This is a genomic window from Microlunatus endophyticus (assembly GCF_014646195.1).
GTDB lineage: Bacteria > Actinomycetota > Actinomycetes > Propionibacteriales > Propionibacteriaceae > Microlunatus > Microlunatus endophyticus.
On sequence record NZ_BMMZ01000002.1, the window covers coordinates 552626 to 566667 of the forward strand.

Genomic DNA, 14042 nt, shown 5'->3' on the forward strand with positions numbered 1-14042 from the left:
CGATCGCGGCAGCGGCAGGGAGCGGACGCAGTGAACTAGTCGCGTTGGCCGGGCATGGTCTTGGTGATCGCAACCAGGAACTCGTTGTTGGTCTGGGTCTTGCGGAGCCGGTCGAGCATCGTCTCCAGTGCCTGCTGACCGTCCATGCTGGCCAGCAACCGGCGCAGCCGCCAGATGACCGCGAGTTCTTCCTTGCCCATCAGCAGTTCCTCGCGACGGGTGCTGGAGGAATCGACGTCGATGGCCGGGAAGATCCGCTTCTCGGCGTACTCCCGCTTGAGCCGCAGCTCCATGTTGCCGGTGCCCTTGAACTCTTCGAAGATCACTTCGTCCATCTTCGACCCCGACTCGACCAGCGCGGTGGCGAGGATCGTCAGCGAGCCACCGTTCTCGATGTTGCGGGCAGCGCCGAAGAACTTCTTCGGCGGGTAGAGAGCGGCGGAGTCGACACCACCGGACAGGATCCGGCCGGAGGCGGGAGCCGCCAGGTTGTAGGCCCGGCCCAGTCGGGTGATGCCGTCGAGCAGTACGACGACGTCCTTGCCGAGCTCGACCAGGCGCTTGGCCCGTTCGATCGCCAGCTCGGCGACTGTCGTGTGATCATCCGCCGGACGGTCGAATGTGGAGCTGATCACCTCGCCGCGGACCGAACGCTCCCAGTCGGTGACCTCTTCCGGGCGCTCGTCGACGAGAACGACCATCAGGTGCACGTCCGGGTTGTTCGCGGTGATCGCGTTGGCGATCGACTGCATGACCATCGTCTTGCCGGCCTTGGCCGGAGCGACGATCAGGCCGCGCTGACCCTTGCCGATCGGGGCGACCAGATCGATCAGCCGACCGGTCAGGTTGGTCGGCGTGGTCTCGAGCTTGTAGCGGACGTTGGGGTAGAGCGGGGTCAGCTTGCCGAAGTCCGCACGGCCCTTGGCCAGCTCGGGATCGGTGCCGTTGACGCTGTCGATCTTGACCAGCGGGTTGAACTTCTCCCGGCGCTCGCCGTCCTTGGGCTCGCGGATCTGGCCGGTGATCACGTCACCCTTGCGCAGCCCGTACTTCTTCACCATCGACAGCGAGACGTACGCGTCGTTCGACCCGGGCAGGTAGCCGCTGGTCCGGACGAAAGCGTAGTTGTCCAGGACGTCGAGGATGCCGGCGGCGGAGACGAGGACATCGTCCTCCGACACCACCGGCTCGGCCTCGAGCCGCTCCAGGCCGCCGCCGCGATTGCGCCGGTTCTGCCGGTCACGGTTGCGCCGCCGACGTCCGCGACGGCCGCCGCCGTCGTCGTCCCGGTTGTCCCTGTTGCTGTCGCGGTTGTTGTTATCCCGGTTGCTGTTATCCCGGCTGCTGTTGTCCCGGCTGCTGTTGTCCCGGCTGCTGTTGTCCCGGCCGGAGTTGTCGCGATTGCCGTCACGATTGGTGTCGCGGCTGCTCTGGTCGGACCGGTTCTGGCCGTCGTTGCGCTGGCGCTCGCGGCCCTGCTGGCGGTCGCGACCCTGCTCCCGATTGCCACCCTCGGACTGCTCGCCGTTGGCATCGCGGCGTCCGGTCCGCTCGCGCGTCTCGGTCTCGGCGATGTCGGACCCGCCGGTGGTGTTGTCGGCCCGGTTGCCGACCTGATTATCGGTCCTCCCGTTCTCGGCACGGTCATGCTTCTCGGCGACCGCGGGCTCGCGGTTCGGTCGCTCGCGACTCACGCGGTCGCGGATTGCCTGCTCGAGCTGGGCCCGGTCGGCGTCGCTGGGCCGGCCGGCAGCCTCGGTGGCGACCTGCGTGGACGCCGGCTGCTCGTGGTTCTGCGGCAGCGTCGGCTGGGCGGAACCTCTGTCATCCTGATTGACGGTGGTGTCCGGCTGGCTCTTGGCCGACCGGGTACGCCGAGACGTCTGGCCACCACTGGCCGCAGACGGTCCGGACTGCGCCGACTGGATTGCCTCGATCAGCTGACCCTTCCGCATGCCCGCTGTGCCCTTGAGGCCCAACTGGGATGCGATCTGCTTCAGCTCGGGCAGGACCAGCGATTCCAATCCGGTGCCCTTGCGCTTGCGCGCGGACTCGGTGCTGGTCACCTCGGCGGTATCTGTCACGTGTTTCCTTTCGGATTCGGCCCTCTGGTGGGCCCTGATCTGTGGGCACCCGACGGCAGCCACCCGGCTGCCGCAGCCCACAGTTCGCGCCTGATCTCGCAAGAGCGATTCACAGTCTTCGCAGTGGCGCTTGTTCTCTCTCAGGCAACGATCTTGGTGTTCGGGTCCGGTACCCGCTCGCCAGAATTCGGCGGCACGGTTTGGGTTGGTAGACCTCTGGCGACGAACCAGAATTCGTACCGGATGCGCCTGACCCGGGCGCTGACGCTGGGGACCCTGGCATCCACGCGAAAACTACCCGTGAGGAAGATGTCCTGGGACTCGGGAGTCATCCGGTGCGGGGATAGCGATCCACCAGCAGCCCTCAGGCTAGCACCACGGGTATCAATTCCGGGTAATCACACCGCGAGTCATGGCAAATTCACAGTCAGGATCTCCGCTGCCCGCACTCGTGCCAACACTGCTCAGGACGGCAGAATTCCCGCGCCGGGCCCGACGCCGACCGCAACGACCCGGAACCCGGCGGGCACCAGCGCGGTCGCCGGCTCCAGGTCCGCCCGGCGGCCGATCACCAGCAAGCTCGGGCCCGCCCCACTGACGACCGCCGCCAATCCGTGGTCGCGCAGGGCGGTGAGCAGCGCGTACGACTCCGGCATCGCCGGCGCGCGATACGACTGGTGCAACCGGTCGGCGGTGGCGTCGAAGATCAGTTCCGGCGCCGCGGTCAGCGCATGCACCAGCAACGCCGCCCGACCCGCGTTGGCCGCGGCGTCGCGGTGCGGCACCTCCGACGGCAACAGCGACCGCGCGACGTCGGTTGCCAGCGGTTGCTCCGGAATGAGCACCAGGCCGCCGAGGTCCGGATGCACTGCTGTGGTGACGGCGGCCACGCGACGGTCCGTCACGGTTTCGTACGCCAGCACCAGGCCGCCGAACAGCGCGGCAGCCACATTGTCGGGATGCCCTTCGATCCGGTCCGCGAGCGGCAGCCAGTCTGCGGGTTCGAATTCCTCGCCGGGGCGGGCCAGCGCATGCGCGCCGGTCAGTCCGGCGACGATCGCAGCCGACGAGGATCCGAGGCCGCGGCCCTGCGGGATCGTGTTGCGGACTCGGACCCGCAGGCCGTCGAACCGGACTCCGAGTCGGTCCAGACCCGCCTGCAAACTCGCGACGATCAGATTGGAGGCACCCCGGGGCAATGTCGCCGAACCCTCACCCTCGATCTCCACCACAGCTCCAGGCTCTGACGGGCCGGTGGTCGCGACGGTGATGCTGTCCCGCCAGTCCAGTGCCAGGCCGAGGCAGTCGAAGCCAGGGCCTAGGTTGGCGCTGGTGGCCGGCACCTCGACAGTGGCCGTACGGCCGGCCGGGAGAGTCAGAGGCCGCATGCCTGTGCCACTGCGCCGAGTTCGGCGGGGACGACCTCGGCCTCCACCGGCCCGCCGTTGAGCGACGGCAGAGCGCTCAACGCGGTGTCGATGTCCTTCAGCCCGTGTCCGGTCACCGTGACGGTGATCGACAGTCTGGCCGGCACCTCGTCCCGTTCGGCCAGTGACAGCAGCCCGGCGACACCGGCCGCCGATGCTGGCTCGACGAACACGCCTTCGCGCTGGGCGAGATAGGCCTGGGCGTTCATGATCTCGGTGTCGCTGACAGCCCAGAAGCCGCCGCCGGATTCGTTTTTGGCCGCGACCGCCAATTCGGTCGAGGCCGGGCGGCCGATCCGGATCGCGGTCGCGATGGTGTCCGGTTCGGCGACCGGGGCGCCGTTGACCAGCGGTGCGGCGCCGGCGGCCTGGAAACCCCAGATCTTCGGGCGCCGGGTCGCCAGGCCCTTTTCGGCGTATTGGGTGAAGCCGCGCCAGTAGGCGGAGATGTTGCCGCCGTTGCCGACCGGGAGCACATGGACCTCGGGCGCATCGCCGAGCGCGTCGACGATCTCGAACGCAGCGGTCTTCTGACCCTCGAGGCGGACCGGATTGACGGAGTTGACCAGCGCGACCGGGTATTGATCGGCCAGTTGCCGGGCGAGGTCGAGGCAGTCGTCGAAGTTGCCGTCCAACTGCACGATGTGAGCTCCGTGGATGACTGCCTGGGCAAGCTTGCCGGCGGCGATCCGGCCGGCGGGGAGCAGCACGATCGGGCGCATCCCGGCTCGGGCGGCGTACGCAGCCGCCGACGCCGACGTGTTGCCGGTCGAGGCGCACACGACCGCGGTCGCCCCTTCGGCGAGGGCCTTGGAGACGGCGACCGTCATGCCGCGGTCCTTGAACGAGCCGGTGGGGTTGGCGCCCTCGACCTTGAGCCAGACGTCGCACTGCAGTTCGTCGGAGAGGCTGTGCGCGCGGACCAGCGGCGTACCGCCCTCGCCGAGGCTGACCACAGGGTCGTCGTCCCCGATCGGAAGCCAATCCCGATAGCGGGCGATCACCCCGGAGGCAGCGGCTTCCACGGCTATCTGATCTCCCACCTGATCCCCCACCCGATCCCCCACCTGATCCCCCACCTGATCCCCCACGTCATTCACCTTCGACTCTCATGACACTGGTGACCTGGGTCACCACGTCCAGTTTCTGCAGCGCGTCGACCGTGGCCGACAGGGCGGCGTCGGTCGCACGGTGCGTGACGATCACCAGTTTGGCGTCTGCCTCGCGGCCCTGCTGCCGTACGGTCTGGATCGAGACGCCGTAGTCGGCGAACAGCTGGGCGATCCGGGCCAGCACGCCGACGACGTCGGCGACGTCGAGGGAGAGGTGGTAGCGGGTGACGACCTCGCCGATCGGCGAGACCGCCCGCTGGGCATAACTCGACTCCCCCGGCCCGGCGGCCCCCCGCAGGCGGTTGCGGGCCACGGTGACCAGGTCGCCGAGCACCGCCGATGCAGTCGGCTGGCCGCCGGCGCCGGGACCGGTGAACATCAGCCGGCCCGCCGACCGTGACTCGACGAAGACGGCGTTGTACGGGCCGCCGACCGTCGCCAGCGGATGGCTGCGCGGGATCATCGCCGGGTGCACCCGGACGGAGACGGCCCGTTCGCCGGCATCGTCGGGGTCGGTGAGGGCGCAGATCGCCAGCAGTTTGACCACGCAGCCCATCTCCCGGGCCGAGGCGATGTCACCGGCAGTGACCTCGGTGATGCCCTCGCGGTAGACGTCAGCACTGCTGACCCGGCTGTGGAAGGCCAGGCTGGACAGGATCGCGGCCTTGGCCGCGGCATCGAATCCCTCGATGTCGGCAGTCGGATCGGCCTCGGCGTAACCGAGTGCCTGGGCCTCCTCGAGTGTCTCGGCGAAGCTGGAACCCTCGCTGTCCATCTTGTCCAGGATGAAATTGGTGGTGCCGTTCACGATGCCCATCACCGAGGTGATCTCATCGCCGACCAACGATTCCCGCAGCGGGCGGATGATCGGGATGGCGCCGGCGACCGCGGCCTCGAAGTAGAGGTCGACGCCTGCCTTCTCGGCGGCTGCGTAGAGCGTGGTGCCGTCCTCGGCCAGCAGCGCCTTGTTGGCCGTCACCACGGATGCGCCGTGCTCCAGTGCAGTGATGATCAAGGATCGGGCCGGCTCGATGCCGCCGATCAGCTCGATCACCAGGTCGACGTCGTCGCGCCGGACCAGCGAGTCGACATCGGTGGTCAGCAGCGCCGCGTCGATGCCCGGGCGGGGCAGGCTCGGCCGCCGTACCGCGACGCCGATCAACTCCAGCCGCCGGCCGATCCGCATCGCCAGGTCGTCGCCCCGCTCGGTGATCAGCTTGACCACCTCCGTGCCGACGTTGCCACAACCCAGGACGGCGACGCGCAGGGGCGCCGCAGCGGACAGCTGCTCGGCTTCGGTGGTGTTCATTCAGCAGGCCTCGTGGGTCGTCTCAGGTCGTGCGGATCAGGTCGTGCAATCAGGTCGTGCAATCAGGTCGTACGGGTCGGATCCCGGCGCGCGGCGGCAAAGTCTGGGGTTGTGTCGCGACGACGCCCCAACATTGTTCCCCATCGGCGGCGCCAGCAGGAACTATGCCGCCGGATGTGGACAACCACGCGCCGGCGTCCGCGCTCAGCTGACGTCGAGGGCGAGCAGATCTTCGATCATCTCCCGGCGGACGAGTGTGGTGATCGCCCCATCACGGACCGACACCACCGGCGGCCGCGGCACGTGGTTGTAGTTGCTGGCCATCGACCGGCTGTACGCCCCGGCGCCCGGGACGGCGACCAGGTCGCCCGGCCGGATGTCGGCGGGCAGGAACTCGTCGCGCACCACGATGTCACCGCTTTCGCAATGCTTGCCGACGACACGGGACAGCGCCGGCTCGGCGCCGGAGCGCCGGGAGGCCAGGGTGGCTGAGTATTCGGCGCCGTACAGGGCGGTTCTGATGTTGTCGCTCATGCCGCCGTCGACCGACACGTAGAGCCGGGTCGCCCCGCCGTCGAGCTGGACCGGCTTGACGGTCCCGACCCGGTACAGGGTGAAGGCCGACGGACCGCTGATCGACCGGCCGGGCTCGATGGACAGCTTCGGCACCACGACGCCGGCCAGGCCGCACTCGGCCTTGACGATCGCATTCAGAGCCGCTGCCAGTTCGGCGGGAGTGGCCGGAGTGTCCTGGCTGGTGTAGGCGATGCCGAATCCGCCGCCGAGATCGAGCTCGGGCAGCTCGACGCCGGTCTCGGCGGCGAATGCTGCGTGCAACCGGAGCGTACGGCGTACGGCCACCTCGAACCCTTCGGCATCGAAGATCTGGGACCCGATGTGGGAATGGATGCCGAGCAGCTGCAGCCGCGGATGATCATGGATCCGGCGCAGCGCGGCAGCCGCCTGGCCGCCGGCGATCGAGAAGCCGAATTTCTGATCCTCGTGGGCCGTCGAGATGTATTCGTGGGTGTGCGCCTCGACCCCGGCGGTGACCCGGACCATCAGCTGCGGCCGGGCGTCGAGTTGATCACTGAGACCGATCAGCCGGCCGATCTCCTCGTCGGAGTCGACGATGATCCGCCCGACGCCGACCCGCAGCGCGGTCGCGAGCTCCTCCTCGCTCTTGTTGTTGCCGTGCAGTCCGATCCTTGCCGGGTCCATCCCTGCGGCCAGCGCGACCGCAAGCTCCCCGCCGGTGCAGACGTCGAGATTCAGTCCCTCCTCGGCGATCCACCGCACGACCGCCTTGCAGAGAAAGGACTTCCCGGCGTAGTAGACGCCCCAGCCGGCGAACGAGGTGGCATAGTCCCGGGCCCGAGCACGAAGATCATCTTCGTCCAAGACATAGGCCGGCGTCCCGACCTGGTCGGCGATCTCGGAGACCGTCAGGCCGGCCACCGTCAACTCGCCGTCGCCGTTCTTGGCGGCGTTGCGGCTCCACAGCTTCGGCAGCAGCTCGTTGACGTCGTCGGGCAGGCCGAGCCAGACCGGCGCCAGCGAGACGTCGGCATGGATGGACCCGGCCACGTGGGTGTGGGACATGGGGAAACTCTGCCAGATCGTCTTCGGGCCAGCGCTCCGGCGGGTCAAGAGGTGGGCACGCCGACGTCGGGACCACTGGAGTTCCGCGGCCGCCCAGGGGTCGTGGGGCCGAACGCGCGATTGCATTCGTAACCGGACCGTCGAGCCTGGTATGTTTCTCCACGGCCCAAAAACCGGTCTCGCATCGGATCGGGCCAGCTGGCCCCCGTAGCTCAGGGGATAGAGCACCGCCCTCCGGAGGCGGGAGCGTAGGTTCGAATCCTACCGGGGGCGCCGGCTTCTCAGCCTGATCAAGAACACCACGACGCTGTGGCCCCTTGATCATGCGGATCCTGGTGTCGACTCAGTCGAGCGGGATCATGAAGTCCTTCGCCGGGATCTTCTTACCGTCAGACGTCTGGGCCGCGAGCCGCTTGAAGTCCAGCTTCAGGTGCTTGCCGCCCTTGTCCGGGGTGAACACGATCCACCCAGACGTGCTCTTGCCCTCCTCGGCGTCCGGCAGCGGCTTGTAGCCCTTGGACTTGATCTCGCTGTCCAGGATCGTGGTCGACGCGTCATTGGTGCCCGGCGCGCCCGCGATGAAGAACGAGGTGGCCCCGACCGAGTCGTAGTACTTCGAGCTCGAGGTCACCTTCACCTCGACCAGCACGACCTCCTCGTCTGCCAGCGCCGAATACTTGGCCTTGGACTTGGCTGAGGGCTGATAGTTGCGGATGACCTTCAGCACCGTGCCCTTGTCACCCATGACCTTGTCATTGAACGACTTGTTGACCGTGACCGGCTTCGACGCCTTGGTCGGAGTCGACGCGGAGGACTCGTCCGACGACGGTGCCGAGGCGGGTGCCGAGGTGGCCGGGGCCGAGGATGGCGCAGACGACGGAGCTGATGATGTCGGTGCACCCACCGAAGACGGCGCGGAAGACGGTGCCGAGGAGGTTGCAGCAGACGGAGCCCCCGCCGCGCTGTCACCTCCGGAGCTGCTGCAGCCGGCAAGCGCGACACAAGCGAGCGCGGCGGCGCTCAAGGTAACTGTCCGAATTCGCATTGCGATAGAACCCCTAATCGACGTTGTTCACTTCTCCGGGGCATCAGGCTGCTGCCCGATGGCGCACCGAATCATAGGCGGGCGAATCATCGGGATCCGAACCGCCCTGACTGGCATTAGGACGCGTGCCGGATGTGGTCAGTTCCGCAGTTGATCAAGAATTCTTGCGACCACTTCGTGCAGCGGTGCCCGGGTGTCGATCTCGATCGTCGCCATCCGTCGCAGCAGCGGCTCGACAGACTGCTTGTAGGCAACGGCTTCCGCCTGCTGATCTGTCGAGCTGCCGTACGGGTTGTTGGTCCGGGTCGCCAGCCTCTCGATCATCACCTCGGCCGGAGCGCTCAGCAGGATCACCCGATCGAACCGCGGCAGCAGCTCTGACATGTTCGATGCTGTTCCCCCGATGACAATCTGTTCGTTGCATTCCAGCAATCGCCGGATCCGATCGACATTCCAGACCCAGTCGCCGCTCTCGTCGAAGAGCGACAATTCGTCGTAGTCGGTGTCGGCCACCCGATAGCCACGCCCTGCCAGGGCCGCCAGAACGCTCGACTTCCCGACCCCGGACAGCCCGGTGACCAGGACTCGGCAGGACGCGTCCGCGCTCACCCCATCAGACCCGTACGGCCGCTGCGGGCTCTTCAACGGCCGTACGCGACCAGACCCGGGCCAGCACCGCGCAGGTGATCAACTGGATCAGGTGATAGATCATCACCGGCAGGATGATGAAGCCGACGGTGGCGCTGGGAAACAGCAACGTCGCCATCGGCAGCCCGCTGGCCAGACTCTTCTTGGACCCGGCGAAGACAAGGACGATCCGGTCCTCGCGCGGCATCGAGAGCAGCCAGCCGAGGAGGAAGGTGATGCTCAGCACGACGGCCAGCACCACGATGCTGATCAGCACGACCAGGGCCAGTCGAGGGGCGGCAACGATGTGCCAGAGTCCCTCGACCACAGCGGTGCTGAAGGCGGTGTAGACGACCAGCAGCACCGAGCCGCGGTCGACGATGTTGACCACCGGTTTGTGGGCCGCGAGCCACGAGCCGATGCGACGATGCAGCAACTGCCCGACCAGGAACGGCACCAGCAACTGCAGAACGATCCGCACCACCGAGCCGATCGTGATCTTGACCTCCGAGCCGAGCAGCAGGCCTGACAGCAGCGGGGTGATGACCACGCCGAGCACGTTGGACGCCGAGGCCGAGCTGATCGCCAGTCCGACGTTGCCCCTGGCGATCGAGGTGAAGGCGATCGAGGACTGCACTGTCGACGGCAGCACGCACAAGAAGAGCACACCGGCGTACAGCGTCGGCGTCAGGAGCGAGGACCGCAACGGATGCAGCAGCAACCCGATCACCGGGAACAACACGAAGGTGAAACCGAGGACCAGCAGCTGGAAGCGCCAGCGGGTGATGCTGTTGATCGCGTTCTCGGGCGACAGTTTCGCGCCGTGCAGGAAGAACAGCAGGCACACGGCAGCCGTGGAGAGATGGTCGAAGACCGCCACCCCACTGCCGCGGGCGGGCAGCACGGTCGCGAGGATGATCACCGCGAACAACGACACGATGAACAGGTCCAGCCAGCCGGGTAACCGCACTTTCGCCACGTCCCTATCCTCGCCCATCCGCGGCATACGCAAAACCGGCATACAGTTCTAACTGTGACCGCAGAACGTGATAGCCAGTCGATGGTCGCACCGCGCGATCTCGAGCTTCCGTGGCTGCGCACCTTCCTCCAGGTCGCCGATCTGTTGAGCTTCTCGGCCGCTGCCCGCCGACTCGGCCTGAGCCAGTCGGCGGTCAGCCAGCACATCCGGCGGCTCGAACAGACCCTGGGCGTCCGGCTGCTGGTCCGGGACACCCACAGCGTCACCCTGACCGCCGAGGGCGAATCGCTGACCGGCGTCGCCCGGTCGATGCTGGAGCTGAACGACGATGCCTTCCGGTCCGTGGAGTCGGCGGGCCCGCGTGGTCGGGTGCGGTTCGGCGTCTCGGAGGATTTCGCGCTCTCCAGGCTGCCGGACCTGCTGCGCCGCTTCCGTTCCGGGCACCCCGGTATCGATCTCGAACTCACCGTCGGGCTGAGTGAGCAGCTGCACCGCCGGCTCCGCGCCCGGGAACTGGACCTGGTCCTGGTCAAGCGGTCCCCGGACAACTCCTCCGATGCCGGCGGCGCACGCCTGGTCTTCACCGACACGCTGGTCTGGGTGGGATCCGGCGACCTGGTGCTCGACCATCGCGAGCCGGTTCCCCTGATCGTCTATCCCCCGCCGAGCGTCACCCGTGATCGGGCCGTACTGGTCCTGGAGCGGGCCGACCGCGGCTACCGGACGGTCTGTACGTCGGGCAGCCTCAGCGGTCTGAGGGCAGCCGCCCTGGCCGGGCTGGGCGTGATGCCCTTCTCCCGGTCACTGATCCCTGCCGGACTGGTCGAGATCGACACACCGGACCTTCCCCGCCTCGGCTCGACCGACTTCGTATTGATCACCCGACGGCGTACGGTCCCGGCGGCGACCCGGGCGCTGATCGACGCCGTGCTCGTCGATCACCGCACTCTCTACGAACGCAGCTGACTGACCAGCCCGACCAGATTGGACTCGGAGTCGCGGACGAACGCCATCCACTCCGTCGACCCGGCCGGTCCCAGGGTGTCGTCGTCGTGGCTGAAGATCACGTGCGGCTCACTGTCGATCGTGACGCCGTCGGTCCGCAACGTCTCCACGGTCTGGCGGACGTCGGGCACAGCGAGGTAGATCAGCGCCGACGGAGCCGCACGGTCCAGCAACAGACGGACGTCGTCCAGCTGGAAGAACAGCAGGCCGGGCGGATCGAAGCGCGCCGCCGGAGCGGTCTGCAGCACCTGCTCGTACCAGGCGGCCGCGCGGTCGAGATCCTCCGCGTGTTGGGCGATCTGGAGCAGTCGCATCGTCAGCCTCCGCGGTCGGGCGGATCGGGACACCCGCTGGTGTAAGGATGCTAGCGCCGGCCGGGGTTTCCGTACCGCGACCCCGCGATATCTCGCGGGTGTCCGACCGGTGGCGGATGATAGGTTCACGGTGCCCAACAGCCGACCGGAGAAGGACGTGTCCAGCCAGCCATCGACCGCGCAACCAGCGGTGTCCGCCGGTCCGACGGCGACCCGTCGTGGCGGCGTACCGGTAGTGGTCACCTGGGTCGTCACCCGCGCGATCATGGTTCTGCTGGCAGCAACCGTCGAGAATGTCGCCACCGGTGATGTCACCTACTACTGGCGCAAGATCGCCGCGCTCGGCGAGGTAGGCCTCAGCCAGACGCTGAACGAATATCCCACTCCGGTCGTCTGGATGCTGTCGATCCCGTACGGCATCGGCGCCGGCACCCACCATGGGTACCAGGCCGCGTTCATCGGTCTGATGATGGCGCTGGACGCCGTCTTTGCGTACGCCCTCTGGCGGGCCGCCGGAAGGCGCCGCGACGCCGGCCTGACCTTCTGGGTCTGGTTCGTCTTCCTGATGGGTCCGCTCTGCTACCTCCGCTTCGATCTGGTGCCCGCCGTGCTGGCCGGCAGCGCGGTGTTGTTGTGCCGGCGACGCCCGGCGATCACCGGCGTGCTGACCGGCGTGGCGGCCGCGATCAAGCTCTGGCCGGCACTGTTGATCTTCCCGTTCACCGCGGCCCGGCGCGGGCGGCGGAACACCCTGTTGGGTTTCGCCGTGGCCGGAGTCGGACTGGCCGTGGTCAGCCTGATCACCGGCGGCCTGCCGCGACTGGTGTCGCCCCTGACCTGGCAGTCCGATCGCGGCCTGCAGATCGAGTCGGTCTGGTCGACCGCACTGATGGTGCTGAGGATCGCGCATCCGCGGACCTGGGTCGTGGGGATGTCCCGGTATCAGGCATTCGAGGTGTTCGGGCCTGGTGTCGGCGCCTGGTTGGTGATCAGCACGGTCGCGACCCTGGTCGGCCTGGTGATCATGATCATGCTCTACGCCCGCGGCTACCGGACGCCGAATCCGACCAGCGGGACGATCGGGGTGATGATCCTGGCCACCATCGCGATCATGACCATCACCAACAAGACGCTCAGCCCGCAATATCTGGTCTGGTTGGGCGGACCGATGGCCGCGATGTTGATCATGAGATCAAGGGACGTCCGCGGCCGGCCGACGATCTTCTCCCGGTTCGCCATCCAGTTGCTGGTGCTGGCGTTGATCACCCATCTGGTCTATCCGCTCACCTATACCGGCCTGTACGAGGCACCGCACGGCCGGATGTTCGTGCTCTCCACAATCCTGCTGCTGATCCGCAACCTCTGTCTGCTGGTCTTCACGATCGCGATCACGGCGGTTGCCTGGCGCGCCACCGGACGGCGGCCGGATCCCGACGTGCTCGGCTCCGTCCGGCTGCCGTGAGACCGGCTGCCGTGAGAGTGCTTGCCGTGAGACCGGTGCCATGAAACGGGTGGTTCTCGGCGCCGATGTCGGCGGCACGTCGACCAGGGTCGGGGTCGCCGACCTCACCGGATCGGTCCTCGCGGTCACCCGTGAAACCGGCGGCAACCCCAACGCGGTCGGGCTGGAGACCTCGGCAGCGCGGATCCGTACGGCGACCTCGCGAGCCCTGGAACAGGCCGGGGTCGAACCGTCCGCGGTCGCCGCGGTCGTGCTCGGCATGGCCGGCTACAACACCGCGACGTCCGCCGGACCCGGATTCCTGCACACCAGCCTGGGTGCCGCCGCGGCGGTGTCGCGGATCGTCTCCGACCTCGGGGTCGCGTACGCCTCGGGCAGCCCGCTGGCCCACGGATATGTGGTGATCGCGGGTACCGGATCCGCAGCGGCCGAGATCGACCACGGCGAGATGATCTGCCGGCGCGGCGGCTGGGGTTGGCTGCTCGGCGACGAGGGCGGAGCGTTCTGGCTCGGCCGCGAGGCCGTCCGACTGGCCCTGACCGAGGTACAGGCCGGGGTCCGCCGCAGCGACCTCACCCGGCAGGTCATCGACCGACTGGACGGCCACGGGCTCGACACCGGCGGGCTCGACACCGACGGGCTCCACGCCGACCGTTCGCTGGCCTCCCTGCTGCGCCTCCCCTATGACCGGCCGCCGATCGCGCTGGCCGAACTGGCCCCGCTGGTGACCAGGCTGGTCGACTCCGATCCGGCGGCCGCATCGATCGCGGCTCGCGCGGCCGACATCCTGACCGGGCTGGTGCTCGATCTGGATCCGCGGCCCGGGCTGCCGGTGGTCGCCACCGGATCGGTGCTGCTCTCCGCCCGGCCGATCCGGCAGGCGTTCACCGACCGCATCGACATCTCGCTCGGCAGCCCGGTGTTGACCGCGACCTCAGGCCTGGTCGGGGCGCTGTGGCTGGCGCTCGGTGACCTGGACCACGTGCCCGATCCCGTCGTCCACGACCGACTCGCCGGCACCCTCGCCGGGCTGGAACAGCCGGCCGAATGACGGCCGCTGCACCGGCCGGGCGAAT

General features: G+C 68.1%; 13 protein-coding genes and 1 tRNA gene. 5 read left to right on the forward strand and 9 right to left on the reverse strand.

The window, feature by feature from the left end; genetic code table 11:
* Positions 1 to 35: 35 nt before the first annotated feature.
* The 5 genes from rho to lysA form a co-directional block, all read right to left on the reverse strand.
* Complete coding sequence (gene rho, locus IEY07_RS06230; protein WP_229669760.1) at positions 36 to 2084, reverse strand: transcription termination factor Rho; 2049 nt, start codon at positions 2082 to 2084, stop codon at positions 36 to 38.
* A gap of 464 nt (positions 2085 to 2548) precedes the next feature.
* Positions 2549 to 3472: a homoserine kinase gene (gene thrB / locus IEY07_RS06235; protein WP_188894282.1), complete on the reverse strand. Its 924-nt coding sequence runs from the start codon at positions 3470 to 3472 to the stop codon at positions 2549 to 2551.
* Positions 3460 to 4542 (reverse strand): threonine synthase, encoded by a 1083-nt coding sequence (gene thrC, locus IEY07_RS06240; protein WP_188894465.1) that lies wholly within the window; start codon positions 4540 to 4542, stop codon positions 3460 to 3462. Before thrC ends, thrB begins: the two co-directional genes overlap by 13 nt.
* Positions 4543 to 4603: 61 nt before the next feature.
* Positions 4604 to 5932, reverse strand: coding sequence for a homoserine dehydrogenase (locus IEY07_RS06245; RefSeq protein WP_188894283.1), 1329 nt, complete (start codon positions 5930 to 5932; stop codon positions 4604 to 4606).
* 204 nt (positions 5933 to 6136) lie between these two features.
* Entirely contained in the window at positions 6137 to 7534 is a 1398-nt protein-coding gene (gene lysA, locus IEY07_RS06250; RefSeq protein ID WP_188894284.1) for a diaminopimelate decarboxylase, read from the reverse strand.
* A gap of 201 nt (positions 7535 to 7735) precedes the next feature.
* On the opposite strand from lysA, the gene IEY07_RS06255 reads away from it, so the two are divergent.
* A tRNA-Arg gene (locus tag IEY07_RS06255) sits at positions 7736 to 7807 on the forward strand.
* Positions 7808 to 7877: 70 nt separating this feature from the next.
* On the opposite strand, the gene IEY07_RS06260 is transcribed toward IEY07_RS06255, so the two are convergent.
* The gene (locus IEY07_RS06260) at positions 7878 to 8279 is read right to left on the reverse strand and encodes a hypothetical protein (protein ID WP_188894285.1); all 402 of its coding nucleotides are present in this window, start codon (positions 8277 to 8279) and stop codon (positions 7878 to 7880) included.
* Here IEY07_RS06260 and IEY07_RS06265 point away from each other — a divergent pair.
* On the forward strand, positions 8248 to 8733 hold the full coding sequence (locus IEY07_RS06265) for a hypothetical protein (RefSeq protein ID WP_229669762.1): 486 nt from the start codon (positions 8248 to 8250) through the stop codon (positions 8731 to 8733). The genes IEY07_RS06260 and IEY07_RS06265 overlap by 32 nt on opposite strands.
* Here the strand turns inward: IEY07_RS06265 and IEY07_RS06270 are convergent.
* Positions 8718 to 9188, reverse strand: coding sequence for an AAA family ATPase (locus IEY07_RS06270; RefSeq protein ID WP_188894287.1), 471 nt, complete (start codon positions 9186 to 9188; stop codon positions 8718 to 8720). The two genes, IEY07_RS06265 and IEY07_RS06270, sit on opposite strands and share 16 nt — an antisense overlap.
* 4 nt (positions 9189 to 9192) lie before the next feature.
* Positions 9193 to 10185, reverse strand: coding sequence for a bile acid:sodium symporter family protein (locus IEY07_RS06275; RefSeq protein WP_229669763.1), 993 nt, complete (start codon positions 10183 to 10185; stop codon positions 9193 to 9195).
* 54 nt (positions 10186 to 10239) lie between these two features.
* Here IEY07_RS06275 and IEY07_RS06280 point away from each other — a divergent pair, with 54 nt between their 5' ends.
* Positions 10240 to 11151, forward strand: a complete 912-nt coding sequence (locus IEY07_RS06280; protein WP_229669764.1) for a LysR family transcriptional regulator — start codon at positions 10240 to 10242, stop codon at positions 11149 to 11151.
* Here IEY07_RS06280 and IEY07_RS06285 read toward each other — a convergent pair.
* Positions 11136 to 11504 (reverse strand): VOC family protein, encoded by a 369-nt coding sequence (locus tag IEY07_RS06285; protein WP_188894289.1) that lies wholly within the window; start codon positions 11502 to 11504, stop codon positions 11136 to 11138. The genes IEY07_RS06280 and IEY07_RS06285 overlap by 16 nt on opposite strands.
* 130 nt (positions 11505 to 11634) lie before the next feature.
* On the opposite strand from IEY07_RS06285, the gene IEY07_RS06290 reads away from it, so the two are divergent.
* Together IEY07_RS06290 and IEY07_RS06295 are read left to right on the forward strand one after the other, a co-directional pair.
* Entirely contained in the window at positions 11635 to 12966 is a 1332-nt protein-coding gene (locus tag IEY07_RS06290; RefSeq protein WP_188894290.1) for a glycosyltransferase 87 family protein, read from the forward strand.
* Between the two features lie 40 nt (positions 12967 to 13006).
* The gene (locus IEY07_RS06295) at positions 13007 to 14017 is read left to right on the forward strand and encodes an N-acetylglucosamine kinase (protein WP_188894291.1); all 1011 of its coding nucleotides are present in this window, start codon (positions 13007 to 13009) and stop codon (positions 14015 to 14017) included.
* Positions 14018 to 14042: the final 25 nt, after the last annotated feature.

Coding starts and splice junctions, on each gene's coding strand:
- IEY07_RS06245 (WP_188894283.1), bottom strand. CDS start 5,932: ATGAACACCACCGAAGCCGAGCAGCTGTCCGCTGCGGCGCCCCTGCGC.
- IEY07_RS06260 (WP_188894285.1), bottom strand. CDS start 8,279: ATGGGTGACAAGGGCACGGTGCTGAAGGTCATCCGCAACTATCAGCCC.
- IEY07_RS06285 (WP_188894289.1), bottom strand. CDS start 11,504: ATGCGACTGCTCCAGATCGCCCAACACGCGGAGGATCTCGACCGCGCG.
- IEY07_RS06265 (WP_229669762.1), top strand. CDS start 8,248: ATGACCTTCAGCACCGTGCCCTTGTCACCCATGACCTTGTCATTGAAC.
- IEY07_RS06295 (WP_188894291.1), top strand. CDS start 13,007: ATGAAACGGGTGGTTCTCGGCGCCGATGTCGGCGGCACGTCGACCAGG.
- lysA (WP_188894284.1), bottom strand. CDS start 7,534: ATGTCCCACACCCACGTGGCCGGGTCCATCCATGCCGACGTCTCGCTG.
- thrB (WP_188894282.1), bottom strand. CDS start 3,472: ATGCGGCCTCTGACTCTCCCGGCCGGCCGTACGGCCACTGTCGAGGTG.